Here is a 19,338-nt window from a genome sequence, read left to right on the forward strand (position 1 = left end):
GGGAGCAAGTGAGCGAAGGGCATGGTGGGGGTTCGGTGAGCGGGCACGAGGCACAGGGCGCAGAAGGCTTCGGCGCTGGGGAGGCGCTGTTGGAGGCGGGGGCGGTGCTCCCCCTCGATGCAGCAGTGGGGGGCGGAACGCCTGGAGCGGGCGCCGAGGGTGGCGTGACACTGACCGCCCGGGCGTACGAGCACCCGACGCTCGACGGTCGCACGGTGGTGCGTCTGGTCCCGGAGGCCCTCGGCTCCGCCGAGGACCTGGCGCTGGAGTATCTGGGGTTCGCCGGTGCCAACTCGGCTCCGGTGGGTCGGGTGAAGCCGCAGTCGCTGGGCTTCCCCGCCTGGGCCCTGGTGAACGACCCGGCCAACGGGCACCACGCCCTGGCAGTGGTGCAGGAGATGGAGCGGCTGACTCGACTGGTGGGCACCAAGCCCGGCCTGGCCAAAGAGGGTTTCGATGAGATCGGGGAGCGGCTGGACCGCTCGGTTCCGCAGTTCCTGCCCACCTTCTACGAGCAGGTGGGCAGGTTGTTCCTGGCCGCGGAGGCCGAGCAGCAGGCGTCCGTCTTCTTCGGCAAGGCCCGGGCCGCCGAACAACGTCATGCACTGCCCATCGACGAAGATCGACTGCGGGAGGTGTTCCTTGAGTTCGCCGGGGCGGGAGCACTCAGCGGCAAGGCCCTTCGGGAGTACGTCAGGGGGCTGAGCGAGCGGCTGCCGCACCCGCAGGCGTACGCGGAGTTCCGGCTGATCTCCTCCCAGCGGTGCTCGTCCGGACTCGCCCCCTACGCGGGCATGTTGGAGGACCTGCGGCGGCTCGCGAAGAGCGCCGGCCTGGACGTGGGCGAGGAAGAGCGCTCGCTCCTGCGCGAGATCCTCCACATGGGGGCGATGGACCGCGCCGCGGAGAGTTTCTGGAAGTCCGCCCTGCCTGCGCTCGCCGTCATCGCCGAGCAGGACGCGGTGACACGGGAGAGGCTGCTGACGATCTTCCCGAAGACCGGCGGCGACCAGCCCACGGAGTTCGACGGTGCCTGGCTTTCGCTGCTGGACCGGTGCGGGGCGTTCGATCTGCTCCTGACCGGCGCCGTGCCCGTTGCACCATGGTTGTCCAAGTGGCTGCGGCACCGGGATCGCGGCTGGCGGAACGCGCAGCGGCTGCCCGCCGAACTGGCGCTGGTGGAGCGCCTGGCGGATCAGCTGATCGCCGATGACACCCCGGTGCAGGTGCTGCGCGACGGATGGCGGACATCGGCCGATCTGGATGTGCTCGATCTCTGTCTCGCGCGGGGCATCCCGGTCACCCCGCCGGACGAGGACATGGGCGGCCTTGAGCTGGAGGGTTGGCTCACCGACTCGGCGGAAGGCCGCCGCGATCTGATGGCGCTCGTCGCCGACGCCCGGTTCGCGGGGATACTGCGCACCGGGTTGGAGCGGCTCATCGGCACCGGTGACTCGACGGCGCGCTTGCAACTCGTCACCGAACACGAGGCGTTGCGGTCGATCATCGCGGATTGGCTCACCGAGCGGGCCGACGACCTGTCCCAGCCCCTGGGTCTGCCGGGGCTGGACCAGTTGGTGAAGCGGCTTTCGGGGTTCTCGTCCTGGTCCGCCCTGTCCGCGGCGCCGGACGCGGTCAGCCGGATCACGGCCTTCTCCCCCGCCGCGGCGCTGGCCCACACCCTGCGCTCGGGCATCGTTGACGAGTTGGGATGGCCCGCCCTCGACGAGGCCCTGACGGCGCTGGGTCCAGTGGAAACGCCGAGTGCACGGCAGCGGGACGCGGAGCGGTTCCAGCTGGCGGACGCCTGGCCGACGCTGGTGGTCCGGCGCGGCGTACAGGCCGCGGCGGTGGGGCCGGAGAAGGTGCTGGACCTCCACACCCTCTCCCTGTCCACTCGTCGGAACGGCCAGCCGCTTGGCCCGCCGCTCGTCCGCTACGTGGGAGGCCAGTGGCTCACCGTCACCGGGCACCATGCCGAGCGCAGGGCCCGCTGGTCCGGGGGCGGTCCGGAGACCTTCGAACCGGACGGAATGCTGCCGGAGAGCCATCCCTCCCACCAGCACCCGTCGCTTGAGCTCGCGGACGGAAGCCGAACCTTCGGCGCCCGTCCAGTGCACGCCGGCGACACCTCGTTCGCGGACATGTGGCGCCCGGTCGCATCGGACGGCACCTCGCTGTGGGTGCTGCACGAGGGGCAGTGGTGGGACTACGACCCGGCGTCGGCCCGTCGGGGCCGGATCACCGTGCCCGCCTTCTTCGACTCGGCTCTGAGCGACGGCAGCGGTTGCGTGCTGGTGGAGCGCTCCTGCCGGCTGCTGCCGGTGCGGCCGGGGCTGGAGTCGTCGCCCTTCGGCAGCGCCGGGGGCGTGGTCGGCTGGTGGGTGCGGTTCGATCCCGCGGCTCGTACGCTCACCGCCTGCTCGGTGGACGGCACCCGCAGCAAGCCCGTTCCGGTGCGCCCGTCGGCCGACGTCGAGCGTCTGAGCAACGACATACCAATGCCGCCGCTACGACTGCCCGGAGGCGCCGCGCTGTATCCGCGCGAATCCCGCGGCTACCACACCAAGATCGAATTCTTTGACGCCGACGGGTTGTGCCTCGCCTTCGTGATCGAGGGTGCCAACGAGCAGGAGTACGCGGGCGGTACGAAGCTCATCGCCCCCGTCGGCTACTGGCACGCGCTGCGCCCCCGTGACAAGCGCGGATCGCTCGCGCTGCGCACCCTCACCGAGAAGCGTGCGGGGGAACTGCTCGCGGCGATGGCCACCGGCCACAAGGCGGAAGAGGCCGTCGCCAAGCTGCTGCCGGAGATCACCCATCCGGGGCTGCGGGCCGGTGTGGCGAGCCTGTTGGGCGTGGCAGCACGCCAGGCCGCGCAGATCACCGCTCTCGCGGAGCGCGTCGCCCAGGGCGAGCCGCTCACCCGTCCTACGGCGAGGCACGCCCAGGACGGCCCGCTCCAGGAGGCGCTCGGCGGGCTGCTGAGCACCCGTCGCTACTACGGCAGGTGGCGTTCCTGGGGGGAGCACGAGAGCACCGCGTTGGGGCAGGTGGTGGCCGTCGGGCAACTGCTCGCACCGGAAGCCGACGACGCCCGGATACCGGTCGAGGAGACCGAGGTGGGCTGGCTCGATCTGCCCGGTCAGGGGCTGGGAGCAATGGCCGTGCGGGCGGCTTCGCCCGCGACGCCGCCGGCGCACCGGGAGGCGCTCCTGGAGTTCCTCGAAGCCGCCCTGGCGGTTCGGGCGGACGGGGACGCGGTCCTGATCGACCCGAAGGGGCGGATACGGGTCGCCAAGCTCCGCTCCTGGTGGAACGGAACGGCCCAGCAGGACACCGACGACTTCATCGGGACGGTGCTCCGCTCGGGTGCGCGCCGTCTGCTGGTGCTCTCCAACACGGCGACCAACGATCAGTACGCGGAGTGGATCTGCGTGGAGTACGACCCCGCCGGGGCGTTCGGCGCGTGGGACGGCTACACCGAGCTCGAATCGGACGTACTGGGCTCGCCCGGCGATCCGGCCCGGGCCGACGTGGTGCGGCAGCTGATCGACACCGTGCGGGAGCGCGGCCCCCTGCCCTACCACCCGGACCAGGCAACGGACTTCGCCGAACAGGTCGGGGTGAATCCCGTCACCGGCGCCCTACTCCAGTTGGGGCTCCCGGGTCTGGGCAACCACGGTCGTGAGGGACTCCTGCCCACGGAGTATCTGGCACCGCTGGGGCTCAAGAGCGCGGACGCCAAGGTGGGTCGCGCGGTGCTGGAGCACCTCTCGCCGAGGGACCGGACCCGGTTCACCGCCTTGCAGTTGCCGGTCGACCCTCTGCGCGTGGCCGCGCTGTGGACGGATGGCTTCGAGACGGGTCCGCTCGTCGATGCTTGGCTGGCCGCCTGGGGCAAGCGACGGGTGGCACCCTCCTGGCTGGTCGCCCGCGCCGTCAAGGAGATCGGACCGGGCCGCGCGCTCGATTGCGCGCTCAACCCGGAGGCGCAGCCCGAGCTGACCGGCAGCACCGAACAGCAGTGGAAGGAGGGCTCGCTGACGCCACTCGCCCCCGAGAAGCTGCTCACCGGCCAGACACTGCTGTCGTACGTGCGAACGCTGCGCTGGCTCGCCTACCGGCTCCCCTTCGGTGATCCACTGCGGGAGGTCCTGCCGACCACGCTGCGCCTGTTGCGAACGCGGCTGGCGGATCCGGGGCTCCTGCTCGACCTGGGAGTCAACTGGGACGCCAAGGGCAACGCGACCTCGATGCAGTTGCGCGAGGCGTACAACCACCCTCCGCGCAGCCGGACCGGCAGTGAGCGCCTGTTCGAGGTGTCGGAGGCCCTGGTGCTCGCACCGTTGCACTACTACCCCGACTGGGACGGGGTGTGGGTGAGGTCGGCCCCGCTGGTGACCGGCGAGGCCGCCGGCCCCGACCATCCCGACCTCCAACTCCTGACGGCCGCGGCCGGCGAGAAGAGCACGCTGCAGGCCCTGCGGACACTGCTCAGCGCCGACTTCATGGCACTGCTGAGCGACGACGGGCCGACGGGCCCGGCGCAGGATCCACTGCGCAGCGCACCGGAGTTGGTGCCGGCGGTCGCCGAGCGGTTCTCGCTCAGCGAGGACGGGTCCGTGCTGTATCTGATGCTGCTGGCGCTCCCCGATCCGACGGACAGGAGCCAGGCGGAGTGGACGGGGTGGAAGCCGGCCCGTCTGAAGAAGGCGCGGGAGGAACTGGCCGCGACCGACCTGGTCGTGGACGGCAAGCGGGCGAGGGCCGGACGATCGCTCTTCCTCCCCGGTGCCTGGCTGGAGGAGAAGGCGCCGAGGCTCCCCGTGGAGGGCTGGAAGGAGGCGCTGCTCTCCCGGGCGACGAGCGGCTTCCTCGCCCCGGACCACACGGTGGGAGAGCTGTTCCGGGCGGCGTGGCGACGGGTCCTGGACGGCGATGTGCCAGGTTTCGAGGAGTTCACGGGGCGCAAGGCCAAGAGGGGTGGACGATGAGTGCGATCGAACGCGACACGACAGATGGAGCGGGGACGGCAGGCGCTCCACGGCAGGTGGAGCTGCCGGAGGACCGCTACCGACAGGAACTGAATTTCCTCGCCGGATACGACCAGGGGGCCAGACCTCCCGGCTGGCGGATGACCCCCCGGTCGGTGGTGCTGTTCATCTGCGGCTCGGGCGACGAGCCACTGCGGGCCGCGGACGGTTCACAGTTGGTCGTCTCACGGAAGTTCGTGGGTGACCGCGCTCTGGTCGAGCGGTGCGTGGTGACCCTCGCGGGAGAGCGGGGCCTCCTGCTCGTCGGCGAGCCGGGCACCGCGAAGTCGATGCTGTCCGAGTTGCTCGCCGCTGCGGTGTGCGGTGCCAGCACCCTGACCGTTCAGGGCACCGCGGGCACCACCGAGGACCAGCTGCGATACGGGTGGAACTACGCCCTGTTGTTGGCGAAGGGACCCAGCAGGGAAGCGCTGGTCCCCTCCCCCGTGCTGACGGCCATGACCACCGGGGCGGTCGCCCGCATCGAGGAGGTCACGCGCTGTCTGCCCGAAGTGCAGGACGCCCTGGTCTCGCTGCTCTCCGAGCGGCGCATGTCCGTGCCCGAGCTGGCGGGGGAAGGCGGCGAGGGGACCGTGCACGCGGTGCCCGGATTCACCCTGATCGCCACCGCCAACCTCCGTGACCGCGGCGTCTCGGAGATGTCGGCGGCGTTGAAGCGCCGCTTCAACTTCGAGGAAGTCGGCCCGATCGCCGATCTCGACGCGGAGACGGCTCTTGTCCGCAGCCAGGCGACCGCGGCCCTGGCCCGCTCCGGGGCGGCCTTCGGCGTCGACGACACGGTGTTGGAGGCGCTGGTGACCGCCTTCAGGGACCTGCGCTCCGGGCGGAGCGCCGAGGGGTGGGAGGTGGAGCGCCCGTCGACGGTGATGTCCACGGCGGAAGCGGTGCACGTGGCGGCCTCCATGGGGCTGGGTGCCGCCTATCTGAGCAATGGCCGCGATGTGGTGCGCACCCTCCCGGGGCATCTGCTGGGGACCGTACGCAAGGACGATCCCGCCGACCACGCCCGGCTGCTGGGCTACTGGGACGGTCCGGTGCGCCGACGGGCCGAGGCAGGCTCACCGCTGTGGCGGACGCTGTGGGAGCTCCGCGATGACCTGGGGTGACCTCTGTATGCCCGCCTCGCCCAGGGCGGACGGCGAGGCGGTCGGGAAGGAGGGGCGGATCGCCGCGCCCGAGGGGGCGTTGGCGGCGCTCGCCGGGTGTCGCGACCCCTACCTCATCGGTGTGCGACACCACTCCCCCGCACTGGCAGCGGCCGTGCCGGCGTTGCTGGACGCGGCTGATCCGGAGGTGTTGTTGATCGAGTTGCCGGTGGAGTTCGCGCCCTGGATCGATCATCTCGCCGACCCCGCCACCGTGCCCCCGGTCGCGCTTGCCGGCAGTGGCGAGGGGCTGGTCTTCCTGCCGTTCGCCGAGTTCTCGCCCGAGTTGGCGGCCATCCGCTGGGCGCGGCAGGCCGACGTACCGGTGATCCCGTTCGACCTGCCGCTCGGGGCTCGCGAAGACCGGGACCGCAGCGGACGAGAGCTGCCCGGGGTGAACGGGCGAAGCACGCCGGAGGGCTCTTCGGCGGGTGCACTCAGCGCCGCCCTGCACGCCCGGGCCTCCGGCCGCCCCGGCGACGACCTGTGGGACCGGCTGGTGGAGTCGGCCGCTCCCGGCAGCACCCCGGAGGCACTGCGGCGGGCCGCCCTGCTCGTGGGCTGGGCCCTGCGCTCGGACGCGGGTCCGGTCGACCGGCACGATCTGCGGCGCGAGGCCCATATGCGAAGCCGACTGGCCGAGTTCCGGGGCCGTAGGACGGCGGCGGTGGTGGGGTCCTTCCACTCACCCGCACTGGTGGGCTGGGAGTCGTCTCCGCCGTCGACCGATGCCGGGCCCGCGAAGGCCATGGAGGTGAGCACCTCGCTGGTGCCCTACTCCTATCCGCTGCTCGACGAGCGATCCGGCTACCCGGCCGGAATCCGCGACCCCGAGTGGCAGCACGGCGTCTTCGCCGCGGCAGGAGATCCACGGCTTCTCGATGATCTCCTCACCGCCATGGCGGTGCGGATCTGTGTGGAGATCAGGGGCGCCGGGCACCCGAGCGGACCTGCCGATGCCCGGGAGGTCGTGCGGGTGGCCCGGGACCTGGCAGCGCTGCGGGGGCTGCCGGCCGCCGGGCGCGGCGAGTTGGCGGAGGCGGCGCAGACCGTGCTCACCCAGGGAAGGTTGTTGGGGCGCGGTCGCGTGGTGGCCGCCGCCATGGAGAAGGTGCTCGTCGGAAAGCGTCGGGGGCGGTTGGCTCCGGGCACCCCGCGCTCGGGTCTGGGACCCGCGGTGGAACGCCTGCTGGGCGAGTTGAAACTGCCCCGCCCCGAGGAACCGGATCGTCGGGAGTTGCGCCTTGACGTCCTCCGTGGGGAGTTGGACCGTCGGCGGGAGGTCGCCCTGCGTCGGCTCGCGGTCTGTCGCGTCCCCTACGGCGAGGAGTCCGCGGTCGCCGGAGTCGGCGATGCCGCAGCGCTGACCAGCCGCTGGGTGGTGGACTGGTCGCCTGCGACGGCCGCCATGCTCGATGTGGCAGGAATGCACGGGGTGACCCTGGAACAAGCTGCGGCGGGGGTATTGCGGCAGCGGCGGGCTGAGGAGCGGCGACAGGGCGGCCCCTCGGCAGCTGAGGCACTGGACGGTTTGGCGGAGGCCACGCGCTGTGTGCTGCCCGCCCTGGCCGTGGAACGGTTGGCGGAGGCGGCCGAGCAGCTCCCGGCGACCGGCACCCTGCCCGAACTGTTGGCCGGAATGACCCTGCTGGACCGCATCCGCTCGGGCCATGTGCCGGGGCTGGACATCGGTTGGGAGCAGCAGGCCGTGACCGCCGCCCATGAGGAGCTGGCGGCGGCCGGGGTCCGGGCGTTGGACGGGCTCGCGGGCTCGACGGATCCCGACGATGCACGGGCTTTGGTCGCCCTGGCCGGACAGGCGTCCGCCGTGGGGGGCGGGCTGCGGCTGGCGGACGCCCTCGTCCGGCTGGAGGCCGGGGGCACGCCGTTGATGCGCGGCGCCGCGGGTGCGGCCCGGGTACTGCTGGGGCAGTGGGATCCGCACGCGTTCGGGACGGGTCTCGCCTCCCGTGCGGACGGCGCGAGCACCCCGGAACTCCGCGGACAGTTGGCCGAGTGCCTGCGCGGGGCCCTTCTTGCCGCCGGTCCTCTGTTGGAGACCGGTAGAGCGCTGGATCCACTGCTGGAACGGGTGGAGCAGTTTGCCGACCGGGCCTTCCTGGACCGTTTGCCGGCACTCAGAGCCGGATTCGACGTCCTTTCCCCCGCAGCCCGTTCCCGGCTGCTCTCGGTCGTCGAGGACCGTACGGGCGCGCAGGTCGGCACCCTGCGGGGGGTGGATCCCGCGATGTCCGCTCGACTCGCACTCGCCGACCTGGCCGGCAGGGAGGCCCTGACGGCCTCGGGCCTGCTGGTCGCGGGTGTGCCGCCGAAGCGGCATACCGCACCCGGCACGGGGAGTGCGCCGGGCGAGGTTCCGGAGGTTCCGCCTGCGCACAGCGGTGCATCAGGCGCGCCGAAGGGCTTCCGCGCGCCAGCCGGAGCCCCGGTGGCCATCCTCGGTGCCGGCGATGACGGTCACCGGGACAAGGGCCGTGGCATCGGTGCGACAGCGGACGGGAGGGAGGCACGGCAGCCCGCCCCACCCGTGGAGGGAGGAGCCCTCGGCGCGAGCGAGCGATGGCGCCTGCTGTTGGGCCGTGGCACGGAGTTGACCGGCCAGGCCCAGCGGTATGCGACCGCGCTCGACGAGTTGTACGGACGCGGACGCGGCGAGGGGTCCCGCAGCGGGGACGGCAGCGGCGGTGGTGGTACGGATGCCTCGTACCCGAATGTGCGCACGTGGTCGGACGAGTTGGCCGTCCTGTTCGGACCGGGGGTGCGTGAGGAAGTGCTCGCCGCGGCAGCGGATGCGGGCCGTCTCGATGCAGCGCTCGCCATGGACCCGGCAGCGGCACGGCCGTCGGTCGAGTTGCTGCGTACGGTGCTGTCCTACGCGGGCGGGCTTCCCGAGCAGCAGTTGGCCCGGCTGCGTCCGCTGGTGGCCCGTTTGGTGGCCGAGTTGACGGCGGCGCTCGCCAACCGGCTGCGTCCCGCGCTCACCGGGCTAACCCACCCTCGCCCCACCAGCCGACCGGGCGGCCCGTTGGATCTGCCCCGTACCCTGCGGGCGAATCTCACCACGGCCCGGCGGGACGCGGACACCGGTGTGGTGACGGTCGTTCCCGAGCGCCCCGTCTTCCGTACGCGCGCCCGTCGCTCCACCGACTGGCGTCTGGTGCTGGTGGTGGACGTGTCAGGGTCGATGGAGGCATCCACGATCTGGTCGGCGCTGACCGCCTCGGTGCTGGCCGGCGTCCCGGCCCTCAGTACGCACTTCGTCGCCTTCTCCACCGAAGTGCTGGACCTGACCGACCACGTGGACGATCCGCTGAGCCTGTTGTTGGAGGTCAGCGTCGGCGGGGGCACCAACATCGCCCGCGGACTTCGTCACGCACGTGAGTTGGTGACCGTGCCGTCCCGGACGCTGGTCGTTCTGGTCAGTGACTTCGAAGAGGGCGGCCCGATCGGTCCGCTGCTCTCCGAGGTTCGGTCGCTGGTCGACGCGGGTTGCCACGTCCTCGGCTGTGCCTCGCTCGACGACGAGGGCAGACCTAGGTACTCGACCGGCACCGCGGGCCGATTGGTGGCGGCAGGAATGCCCGTCGCCGCCCTGAGCCCTCTGGAGCTGGCCCGCTGGGTCGGCGAACGTGTGGGAGGTACACACCGATGACGACCGCATCCCCACCCTTGCCCCCCGTCTCTGCGGCGGTGGCCGCACAGGCGCTGGACCTGCTGCCCCCTCGGTTGCGGGGACGCGTGGACCGGGCCATGGGAAAGGTGGCCGGCTGGCCGGTGGAGACGACGTCCGACGGGGTCCGCGTCATCGTGGACGAGGACACCTCGGTGACGTTGCGGACCACGGGTGGAGTCGTGGCGCACGCGGACGACGCCGTGTGCACCTGTCTGCTGGCCCCGGCCTGTCTCCATCGCGCCACGCTCCTCTCCAGCGCCCCGCTGGCCCTGGAGCCGATGCCGGAAGCCGATGGGGACGGACCGGCCGGTGAACGGGCCGACAGCACGACGGGGACCGGGCCGGACGCGGGGCCGACAGCCATTGCCACAGCTCATGGGGTGCATTCACCGGGGCGTCGTACCGCCGTCGCGGAGGGGGCGCCGCGGCCCGAGGCGCCCGAGGAACCAGAGGAGCTCGACAAGACGGACGGTTCCTCGCTCGACGGAGCAGCGCACGACACGGTCCCGTGCGAGTTGACCCCTGCGCAGACGCGGGCCATGGCCGCGTTGCGGAACGCGGCAACCGCCTTTCTCGTCAGCGGGGTCAGTGGCGCCGGCGCGGTCCAGCGTGCCGGTTTGCTGCACGCGGCGCACTCGGGACGCCTGGCCGGGCTGCATCTGCCGGCCGCCGCTGCGGTGCGGATCGCACGGCGGCTCGACGAGGCCCGCTCGGAGGACCCGTCGTTCCGACTGCCGGAGCTGTCCGCCGAGTTGGCCGGGCTCCTCGGTCTACTGCGTCGCCCCGCCGAGGCGATCACCCCGGCCCGGCGCTCCTACCAGCCGTCCGGTCCGCTCAGACTCTACGGGCTGTTCACCGAACCGATCGTCACGGCATCCGGGTACGCCGGGGCGGTCACCTACGGGCTGGCACCGGACGGCACCCTGCTGACCGTCTCCGATGTGGCGCCGGGAGATCCCCAGCGTGCAGCGCAGGCAGCTCAGACCCCGGTGCCCGGGGGGTGTGCGCTCCCGTTGCGGGAGTGGGGCGACGGCGGCTCGGTGATCCTCACCGGGCCCACCGTCTCAGCGGACGGGAGGGTCGGTGGCGGGTCCCGCGTCCGATCGGTGCGGGCTTCGGGCGCCCGCTGGCATCAGCAGCCGTTGGACGCGCTCTGGCAGCGTCCTCCTGCTGAGCAGTTGGCCGCCGCGCTCGACTGGCTGGAGCAACCAGCTGACGTCCGCCCGGCAGGTGGCGATCTGCTCTTCGTGTCCGGCACCATCGAGGGCCGGGGCCTGCGGATCACCGACGGCCCCCAGGTGGGTCTGCTGGCCCCCGACGAGCGGTCCGCACTGGCCTACGCCGATAACCTCCGGCTGCTGAGGTCCCGGCCGGGGCTGGACCTGCGGATGATCGTGCGCGTGGTGCCCGATCGACCGGGGGCCGTACAAGCTCTGGCCGCGGCTTGGACAGGTCACGACGGTGAGCAGTTCCGCGCCGATCTGGGGCTGCGTCGGCTCAATCGCTCGCACATCCCGGCCGGGTCACCACCTGCTGTGCCCGCAGGTGCGGGCACCACCGACACTGGCGCCGCATCCGTGCCATCGATCGACGTCACCGGTGTGCCGGCCGACCACGTGGACGGGGAAGGGGTCATCGCAGCGTCTCCCGCGCCGACTCCGGACTCCGTTACTCCCGAGCGGTTTGGCGTGGGCGCCGGCAAGGTGCAGCCTTCTCCTCCCGCGGGCTCGCCCGAGTTGCCGATCGAGTTGGACCTGTTGCGTCGTACGGTGGATCGTGCTGTCGCGGGCGGTCGGTCCATCACCGCGGCCAGCGCGGATGGTGAGCTCCCGCGTCGGCTGGAATCGGTGGGACTCGCCACGGGTGCGGAGTGCGTGCGGGCGCTGCTGGACACGGCGGCGGATCGACAACACGATGCACTCGGGCGGCTGCTGCCCGCCGATCCTGATGGGTTCGCCGCGGCTTGGCTCGCCACGGCGGTCTATGCGTCGGCGGCCGTACGGTCGCTGCTACCCGCGGCCTGGTCGCCCAGCAGTGACACGATGGCACCCCCTCCTTCCCCGGTGGGACGGTGAACCATTGACCGTCAGGAGTCGTCTGACCAGGTATGAAGCAACGACGACTCCGGTGGAACCCGTCCGGCCTCCGCGATTGGGCCAAGCCGTCAGCCCTGCGGGGGCTGTCACGGCCGGGGCTCTTGAGGTCTCGTCGGGCACAACGTCGGTTGGTGCAGGCGGCCATGATCGCGTCCGTCATCGGGCTTGCCCCCGCCACCTGGATGCATCTGGTCGCCGACAGCCGGGTCACCACCGTCGCCGAAGTACCCCGACAGGATGTGGCGGTGGTGTTCGGGGCAGGGCTGTGGAAGGGCAAACCGACGAAGTATCTGGCGCACCGGCTGGATACGGCGGCGGAGCTCTATCGCGGGGGCAAGGTCAGGGTGGTGCTGGTGACAGGGGACAACGGCCGGGTCGAGTACGACGAGCCCGACGCCATGCGGACCTACCTGACCGAGCGCGGAGTGCCCGATGCCCGCATAGTCAGCGACTACGCGGGCTTCGACACCTGGGACTCCTGCGTCAGGGCGAAGAAGATCTTCGGTGTCGATCGAGCCGTACTGGTGACACAGGACTTCCACATCCATCGGGCGGTGACGCTCTGCCGATCGGCGGGGGTCGAGTCGTACGGCATCGGTGTGACCGAACCGCAGGACTCCACCTGGTACTACGGCGGGGTGCGGGAGGTGCTCGCAGCCGGCAAGGCGGCGCTGGACGCGGCGTTCGAGCCGGACCCCCGCTATCTGGGTGCCAAGGAGAAGGGCATCCAGGAAGCGCTGGTCGCAAGCGGCGAATGACCCCGGTCACCGTCGTTCGGCCCCGACCTCCGGTGACCATCCGCCGCGCACCCCCGGCCCTGCGCTCGCCGCCGTCCCACACCTCCAGCACCCATCGGGGCCTTCTGCTGGAGGTGGTCGCCCGGCTCTGTTGCCCACGGTTGACCGAGCTGCTCGGCAGCCGTGTCACAGCTGTCGGGACACGCGCCGGCACGCTCGCATCACTCTTCGTGGACCGCAACAGTGAGCGCATGGACATCGATGTGACAACGCTCCTCACGCGCCACTCCGAGGCCCTCGCGCTCTTCTCCGAACGGGTGCACGCGGTGAAGGCCGACCAATGGGGCGAGCCGACGCCCTGCTCCGAGTGGTCAGTCCGTGATCTCGTCAACCATCTGACCGCGGAACAGCTCTGGGTGCCCGAACTGGTGACTGAGGGAGCCACCATCGCGGAGGTGGGCGATGTGTACGACGGCGATGTGCTCGGCACCCGTCCGCGCGCCGTCTGGGACGCCGCAGCCCGCGCCTCGCGGAAGGCGTTCTCCGAGCCGGGTGCGCTGGAACGCACGGTCGGTCTGTCCTACGGGGAGACCCCTGCCGTCGCCTACTGCGCGCAGATGATCACCGACGCGGTGGTGCACAGTTGGGATCTGTCCCGGGCGATCGGCGCACCGGAGCGGCTGCCCGCAGCGCTGGTGCACTTCGCACTGGACGAGGTCATGCCGTATGCGTCGGCGCTCTCCCAGACGGGGCTGTTCGCCCCGCCCATCGAGCCGCCGCCGGGCGACAGCGCCCAGACCCGGTTGCTCGCGCTCCTCGGCCGTCGCGCCTGAGGGACCGACAGGCCATGGCCATGCCCGCGGCATCCGCCGCGCGTCGCAGCTTCCGACCGCCCCCGTCCTGTCGGATCGAGTCGGATCGGGTCAGATCGGGTCAGATCGCAGGCGGACCTCCGTAGCCCTCCTGCCGGGAAGCCAGGAAGGGCACGCAGGTCAGACCGTACGGAGCCTCGTCTGGTACGGCAGTCAGGGGGCGCCCCGGAGCGGCCTTTGCAGCCACTTCCTAGGGCGCCCCACCGCCCCACCGACTCACCGACTCACCGACCGTCCGATGCCTCGACCCACCGACACCCCGGGCGATTCCGGCGATCGACTCAACTCGGGCACGAGTGCAGGTACGGGCACAGGCGCAGGTACGGGTGCAGGCACAGGCCCAGGTACGGCCCTATCCCTGCGCGCTACTGACGGTGTGACTACCCGGCGTACGGGCGCTCTGCCTTGGCCTCCCGCAAGGTCTCGGCCCACCAGGCCAGTTGATCGAGCAAGGCTTTCGCAGCGGCCTCGCACTCCGACGGGTTCTTGTGCCGTCCGTCGTCGGTGAAGTGGGCGCTCGCCTGATGGAAGGAGACGGTGTTGCGCATCGTGACGGCGTGCATCTCGGCGAAGACCAGCCGCAGTTGTTCCACCGCGCGCAGCCCGCCGGACATACCTCCGTAGGAGACGAACCCCACGGGCTTGGCCCGCCATTCGCTGTAGTGCCAGTCGATGAGGCTCTTCACGGAGGCGGGGAAGGAGTGGTTGTACTCGGGAGTGATGACGATGAAGGAGTCGGCCTCGGCGAGTCTCGGTGTGATCGCCGCGAGTGCCTCGCCCACCTGTGGGGCGGGATTGGCGCCGAGGTACGTGCCGATGTCGGTCGCGCCCAGATCGACCAGTTCGACGGAGAAGTCCCCACGTCCTGACGTCTGTTCCAGGAACCAGTCGGAGATGACCGGGCCGAACCGTCCCTCCCGATTGCTGGCGAGGATGACGACGAGTTTGAGGGGCGTCTTGACCGCGGTGGACGTCCGGGAGGCTTCACGGGTGATGAGATCCATGACTGAGAGGGTGGTACCTCAAGCTCGGTTGAGGTCAAGCTCCCACTCCCTCGAACATGGCGATGACGACCGCTCACCCCATCACCCGAACCGACGTACCCCGAGAGGGTCAGATCAAAGGCCCTGATCAGAGCCGCCACCTCAGGGTCTGCACGGCGGGGTAGAAGGCAGGGACGGCCATCGACTTCACACTGCGATAGTGCGCACCCCGAGCACTTCCGAGCGTCACCCAGCCCCCCGAGCGCCTCGGCATCCGAGCCCCCACCCAGCCCGAAGCCCCAAACGCCCCCGGCCCCCAGCAAGCACCCGCCCCACCCGGAGACCTCGCCCCATCCGGAGACCGAGCCGGCGCCCCACTCCGCCGCCGGATCTCTACGCAGCCCCTGACCGTCCCGTATCACCCATTCAGCGCGACCCTCGGCAACGACCACGATGATGGCTTTGACCTGCACTTTTCTCTCGCCAAGGGGGAACACGCCCGCCCGGTGCAGCCAATCTGATGGGCCATCAGCAGGCGTGGGGCGCCGGGGGCGACTTTCCTCGAAGGAGACGACCCCACCCATGCGTTTTCTCGGAGGAACACCATGCGCACGACCGCCCGTCTGCTGACCAGTGCCTCACTGGCAGCCGCCGTCATATGCGTCGGTGGCCCCGTCGCGTACGCCGGGGACCACGAGTCCCTGGAGGTCTTCCCGGCCACCGCCGAACCGGGCGCCACCGTCACCGTGAACACCACCGCCTGCGGTCGCAACGGCCATGGGGTGGGCGATGCCCGTTCGCTCGGCGCGGGTGAGTTCCATCTTTCGCCCGGAACGCACAAGGACACCGTGGAGGGCCAGTTCCGCATCCCGGAGCGGACCGAGGCCGGCACGTATGGCATCAGCGTGCGCTGCAAGAACGGCAAGCGGGCCAGCGGAGATGTCACCGTGCAGCACCGCAGGGACGAACAGTCCAGCGGGCAGCACCAGGAGCAGCCGACCGGCCATGTCAGGACCGGTGTGGGAGGCAGCGTGGGCCCCGACACCGTACAGATCGCGGCGGGAGCGGCCGTACTCACCGCTGCCGCCGTCAGCGGGGCACTGTTCCTGCGACGCCGGGCGAGCGGCGTCCAGGGCGGTTGACGGCTGCGGCCCCGGCCGCTGCCGCACCCCGCTTCCCGTTCCCGGCAGGCCCTGAGCCTGCCGGGAACGGGGCGTACCCACGACCGGGCTCCACGGGAGGATCGATGAGTACCAAGGCGAAGGGCTGGGTGCTGGCCGCCGCCGTCTGCACCGGTGTCTATCTGGTGCAGAACGGCTCCCGGGATCTGACGCCGCCGGTGCCTTCCGCGGCTCAGGCGTTCGCCGCCGGTCCCCGGGCGCACACCGACGCAGCCGCCGACCCCTTGCCGCCGTCACCGCCGCTGCGCCTGCGCATCCCCGACATCGACGTCGACACCCCCCTGATGCGGCTGGGCCTCGACCGCGGGGGCGGTCTTGAGGTGCCGCCGGAGGCGGACCGCAACCTCGCCGGCTGGTACGGCGGGGGCACGACGCCAGGCGCGAAGGGCGCCGCGGTCGTCGCCGGCCATGTGGACAATGCACGGGGACCGGCCGTCTTCTACGCTCTCGGCGCCCTCAAGAAGGGCCACCGCATCGAGGTCTCGCGCCGGGACGGCCGCACCGCCGTGTTCACCATCGATGCGATCGAGGTCTACGAGGCCGATGCCTTCCCCGACCGAAAGGTGTACGGATCCACGAAGCGCGCCGAACTCAGGGTGATCACCTGTGGCGGCGGTTTCAGCGAGAAGACCGGCTACCGGGGCAACGTGGTCGCCTTCGCCCATCTCATCGGTGTCCGTCCGGCCTGAGCACGGGCCTCAGGCGGACCACTGGTCGAAGGCGAGCTTCGCGACCAGTGTCAGGACGACCGCGAGGAGCACCCCGCGCACGAACTCGCTGCCCTTGCGCAGCGCCATCCGTGCCCCGAACATCCCGCCCACCAGGTTGAAGACCGCGAGCAGTGCCGCCAACTGCCACAGCACCGTGCCCTGGTAGGCGAACATGGCCAGCGCCCCGCCGTTGGTGCACACATTGACGATCTTGGCGGTGGCCGATGCCGTCAGCAGGTCGAGATGGAGCACGGCCGTCAGCGCCAGTACCAGGAAGGTGCCCGTACCGGGCCCGAAGAGTCCGTCGTAGAAGCCGATGCCACCGCCGACGAGGACGATCGCGGTAATGGTGCGCGCCCTGGTCACGGACCGCCCCACCCCGTCCGCCGCCGTCCCGAAGGAGGGTCGAAGCAGGACGAACGCGGCGACGGCCAGCAGCACCACCATGATCACGGGCCGCAGCACATCGCTGCTGATGCCTGCGGCGAAGAACGCGCCGCCCATCGATCCCGCGAGCGCGGCCAAACCGATCCGTACCGCCGTCCGCACCGGCACCCGCGCCTTGCGCGCATAGGTGATCGCGGCACCGGTCGTGCCCACGATCGCCACGGCCTTGTTGGTGCCGAGCACATGGGCGGCCGAGGTCTGCGGCAGGCCGAGCAGAAGGGCGGGCAGCAGCAACAACCCGCCACCGCCCACCACCGCATCGATCCATCCGGCCGCCGCGGCGGCAAGGCAGAGCAGTACGAGCGTGGTCAGCGATATGTCGGGCACGGTCGCGACCCTACGGAGCGGGCCGCTGCATCGTCCATCCATCTCGCCATCCGGCCCTCCTGCCGCGGCGATCACCCCTGTCGCGTACCGATGACGACCGTCGCCCAACGGTCGTCATCCACGGCCACCCGGGGCTCAAGGCCGCCTCGGGCCACGATCTCCAGAGCCGTCGGCAGCTGTTCCTCGCTGGTCTCGAAGAGCATGGAGCCGCCGGGTGCGAGCCAGCTCGCCGCCTCGGTCGTGACCCGACGCAGTACGTCGAGCCCGTCCGTACCCCCGTCGAGGGCGATGCGTGCCTCGTGCACCCGGGCTTCGGCGGGGAGCAGTTCGATCTCACCGGTCGGCACATAGGGCACATTGGCCAGGAGGACCCCGACCCGCCCGCCGAGCCGCGCGGGCAGGGGCGCGTACAGGTCCCCTTCGTACACTCGCCCGCCGGCCGACCGGACATTGCCCCGAGCGCAGTGCACGGCCCGCGGGTCGATGTCGCAGGCATGGAGTTCGATCGGCCGTACGGAGTGGGCGAGCGCGGCGCCCAGGGCCCCGGAACCGCAGCACAGGTCGACGACGACGGAGTGCGGCCGGGTGAGCGAAACGGCCTGCTCAACGAGGAATTCGGTACGGCGTCGGGGGACGAAAACCCCGGGGTCCACCCGTATCCGCAGGCCGGCGAAGGCCGCCCAGCCGACGATGTGCTCCAGGGGGTGGCCCAAGGCGCGGCGGTCCACCATCGTGGCGAGGGCTTCGGGCCCGGAGGCCGCGGCGAGGAGGAGGTCCGCCTCGTCCTCGGCGAAGACGCAGCCGGCAGTCCGCAGCGTGCGGACTATGTCGTCGAGGGGCGGGAACGACGGAAGGGACATGAAAGCCTTTCGGGAAACCGAAGGGCGCTCCGTCCGTCAGCGCATTCCACGTCGAGGGACGAGGAGGCAGGGACACGGGGAGGAGAGCACCCGACTGGCGACAGCGGTAATGCGTCTCACCTCCTCAGTCCGTTCATGGCACGGGAGGGTCACACTACCCGAACGTCCGTCGTACGGCAGGCTGGTCGGCGGGCCGGCCACACGCTGGTCGTCGGGGTTCGTCCCGGTGTTCGCCAGTGGTTGAGGATCTTGGGAAGCGAGGGGCGCGATGGCCGGTTGGAGCACTGCCGACATTCCGGATCAGCAGGGGCGCACGGCAGTGGTCACGGGTGCCAACAGCGGCATCGGGCTCTGCACCGCCGAAGCGCTGGCCGGTGGGGGCGCGGCGGTGGTTCTCGCCTGCCGGAGCGAGGAGCGGGGTGCCCGGGCGGCGACCTGGGTGCGTGAGCGGGTGCCCGGGGCAGATGTCCGGGTGCGCCGACTGGACCTGGCGGACTTGGCGTCCGTGAGGGAGTTCGCGGCCTGGTACCCGTACGACCGTCTCGATCTGCTGATCAACAACGCGGGGGTGATGGCGCTTCCGTTCGGGCGGACCGTCGACGGGTTCGAGCGGCAGTTCGGGGTGAACCACCTGGGCCATTTCGCCCTGACCGGACTTCTCCTGCCCAGGCTGCTGACGACATCGGGCGCGCGGGTGGTGAGCGTGTCGAGCTTCATGCACCGGTTGGCCGGGCTGGACCTGGACGACCTCCAGAGCGAGCACCCGTACCGCAGGTGGATCGCGTACGCGCGGTCCAAGACGGCGAATCTGCTCTTCGTGCACGCGTTGGCGCGACGGCTGGCGGCGGTGGGTTCCGACGTGGTCGCAGCGGCGGCGCACCCCGGATACTCCGACACCAATCTGCAAGGCGCGGGTCCACGGATGGCGGGGGCCAGGGTGACGGAAGGCGTGATGTCCCTGGGCAACCGCTTGTTCGCCCAACCGGCCGCGGCGGGAGCGCTGCCCACCCTGTACGCAGCCACCGCACCCGGCGTGCGACCCGACTCCTTCACCGGCCCGCGCATCGCCGGCTGGCGAGGTGCCCCGGCATCGGCGGGGCGCGCGGCCTGGGCCAGGGACGATGAAACGGCCGAGCGGTTGTGGACGGCGTCCGCCACGCTGACGGGGGTGGTGTACGAGGGGCTCCCCTCGCCCTGATCTCCGGTCTGCGCGTTCTCTGCGCGTTCCC

12 protein-coding genes are annotated in these 19,338 nt (G+C 71.3%); 9 read left to right on the forward strand and 3 right to left on the reverse strand.

The window, feature by feature from the left end; all coding sequences use genetic code 11:
- The first annotated feature begins 8 nt into the window (after window positions 1-8).
- From OID54_RS12835 to OID54_RS12860, 6 genes are all read left to right on the forward strand, one after another.
- Window positions 9-4,997 carry a hypothetical protein gene (locus tag OID54_RS12835; protein WP_329018477.1) on the forward strand — a complete coding sequence of 1,663 codons (4,989 nt, stop codon included), beginning with the start codon at window positions 9-11 and terminating at the stop codon, window positions 4,995-4,997.
- Window positions 4,994-6,163, forward strand: a complete 1,170-nt coding sequence (locus OID54_RS12840; protein WP_329018480.1) for an ATP-binding protein — start codon at window positions 4,994-4,996, stop codon at window positions 6,161-6,163. Before OID54_RS12835 ends, OID54_RS12840 begins: the two co-directional genes overlap by 4 nt.
- Complete coding sequence (locus OID54_RS12845) at window positions 6,150-9,875, forward strand: vWA domain-containing protein (protein ID WP_443055573.1); 3,726 nt, start codon at window positions 6,150-6,152, stop codon at window positions 9,873-9,875. The genes OID54_RS12840 and OID54_RS12845 overlap by 14 nt, the downstream gene beginning before the upstream one ends.
- Complete coding sequence (locus OID54_RS12850) at window positions 9,872-11,971, forward strand: hypothetical protein (RefSeq protein WP_329018483.1); 2,100 nt, start codon at window positions 9,872-9,874, stop codon at window positions 11,969-11,971. The genes OID54_RS12845 and OID54_RS12850 overlap by 4 nt, the downstream gene beginning before the upstream one ends.
- Before the next feature lie 32 nt (window positions 11,972-12,003).
- Window positions 12,004-12,750, forward strand: coding sequence for a SanA/YdcF family protein (locus OID54_RS12855; protein WP_329018486.1), 747 nt, complete (start codon window positions 12,004-12,006; stop codon window positions 12,748-12,750).
- Between the two features lie 230 nt (window positions 12,751-12,980).
- On the forward strand, window positions 12,981-13,562 hold the full coding sequence (locus OID54_RS12860; RefSeq protein WP_329027464.1) for a TIGR03086 family metal-binding protein: 582 nt from the start codon (window positions 12,981-12,983) through the stop codon (window positions 13,560-13,562).
- 419 nt (window positions 13,563-13,981) lie between these two features.
- Here OID54_RS12860 and OID54_RS12865 read toward each other — a convergent pair whose 3' ends face one another.
- Window positions 13,982-14,605 carry an NADPH-dependent FMN reductase gene (locus OID54_RS12865; RefSeq protein ID WP_329018489.1) on the reverse strand — a complete coding sequence of 208 codons (624 nt, stop codon included), beginning with the start codon at window positions 14,603-14,605 and terminating at the stop codon, window positions 13,982-13,984.
- Window positions 14,606-15,189: 584 nt separating this feature from the next.
- Here OID54_RS12865 and OID54_RS12870 point away from each other — a divergent pair.
- Both OID54_RS12870 and OID54_RS12875 read left to right on the forward strand, forming a co-directional pair.
- Complete coding sequence (locus tag OID54_RS12870; protein WP_329018492.1) at window positions 15,190-15,726, forward strand: hypothetical protein; 537 nt, start codon at window positions 15,190-15,192, stop codon at window positions 15,724-15,726.
- Between the two features lie 104 nt (window positions 15,727-15,830).
- Complete coding sequence (locus OID54_RS12875) at window positions 15,831-16,454, forward strand: class F sortase (protein ID WP_329018495.1); 624 nt, start codon at window positions 15,831-15,833, stop codon at window positions 16,452-16,454.
- A 9-nt stretch (window positions 16,455-16,463) separates the two neighbouring features.
- Here OID54_RS12875 and OID54_RS12880 read toward each other — a convergent pair whose 3' ends face one another.
- Window positions 16,464-17,249 (reverse strand): sulfite exporter TauE/SafE family protein, encoded by a 786-nt coding sequence (locus OID54_RS12880; protein WP_329018498.1) that lies wholly within the window; start codon window positions 17,247-17,249, stop codon window positions 16,464-16,466.
- Window positions 17,250-17,320: 71 nt separating this feature from the next.
- A complete protein-coding gene (locus OID54_RS12885; protein ID WP_329018501.1) occupies window positions 17,321-18,109 on the reverse strand; it encodes a putative protein N(5)-glutamine methyltransferase in 789 nt (262 codons plus the stop codon).
- Between the two features lie 268 nt (window positions 18,110-18,377).
- On the opposite strand from OID54_RS12885, the gene OID54_RS12890 reads away from it, so the two are divergent.
- Window positions 18,378-19,307, forward strand: a complete 930-nt coding sequence (locus OID54_RS12890) for an oxidoreductase (protein ID WP_329018503.1) — start codon at window positions 18,378-18,380, stop codon at window positions 19,305-19,307.
- Window positions 19,308-19,338 lie beyond the last annotated feature (31 nt).

This window comes from Streptomyces sp. NBC_00690, assembly GCF_036226685.1.
In the GTDB taxonomy this organism is placed as follows: domain Bacteria; phylum Actinomycetota; class Actinomycetes; order Streptomycetales; family Streptomycetaceae; genus Streptomyces.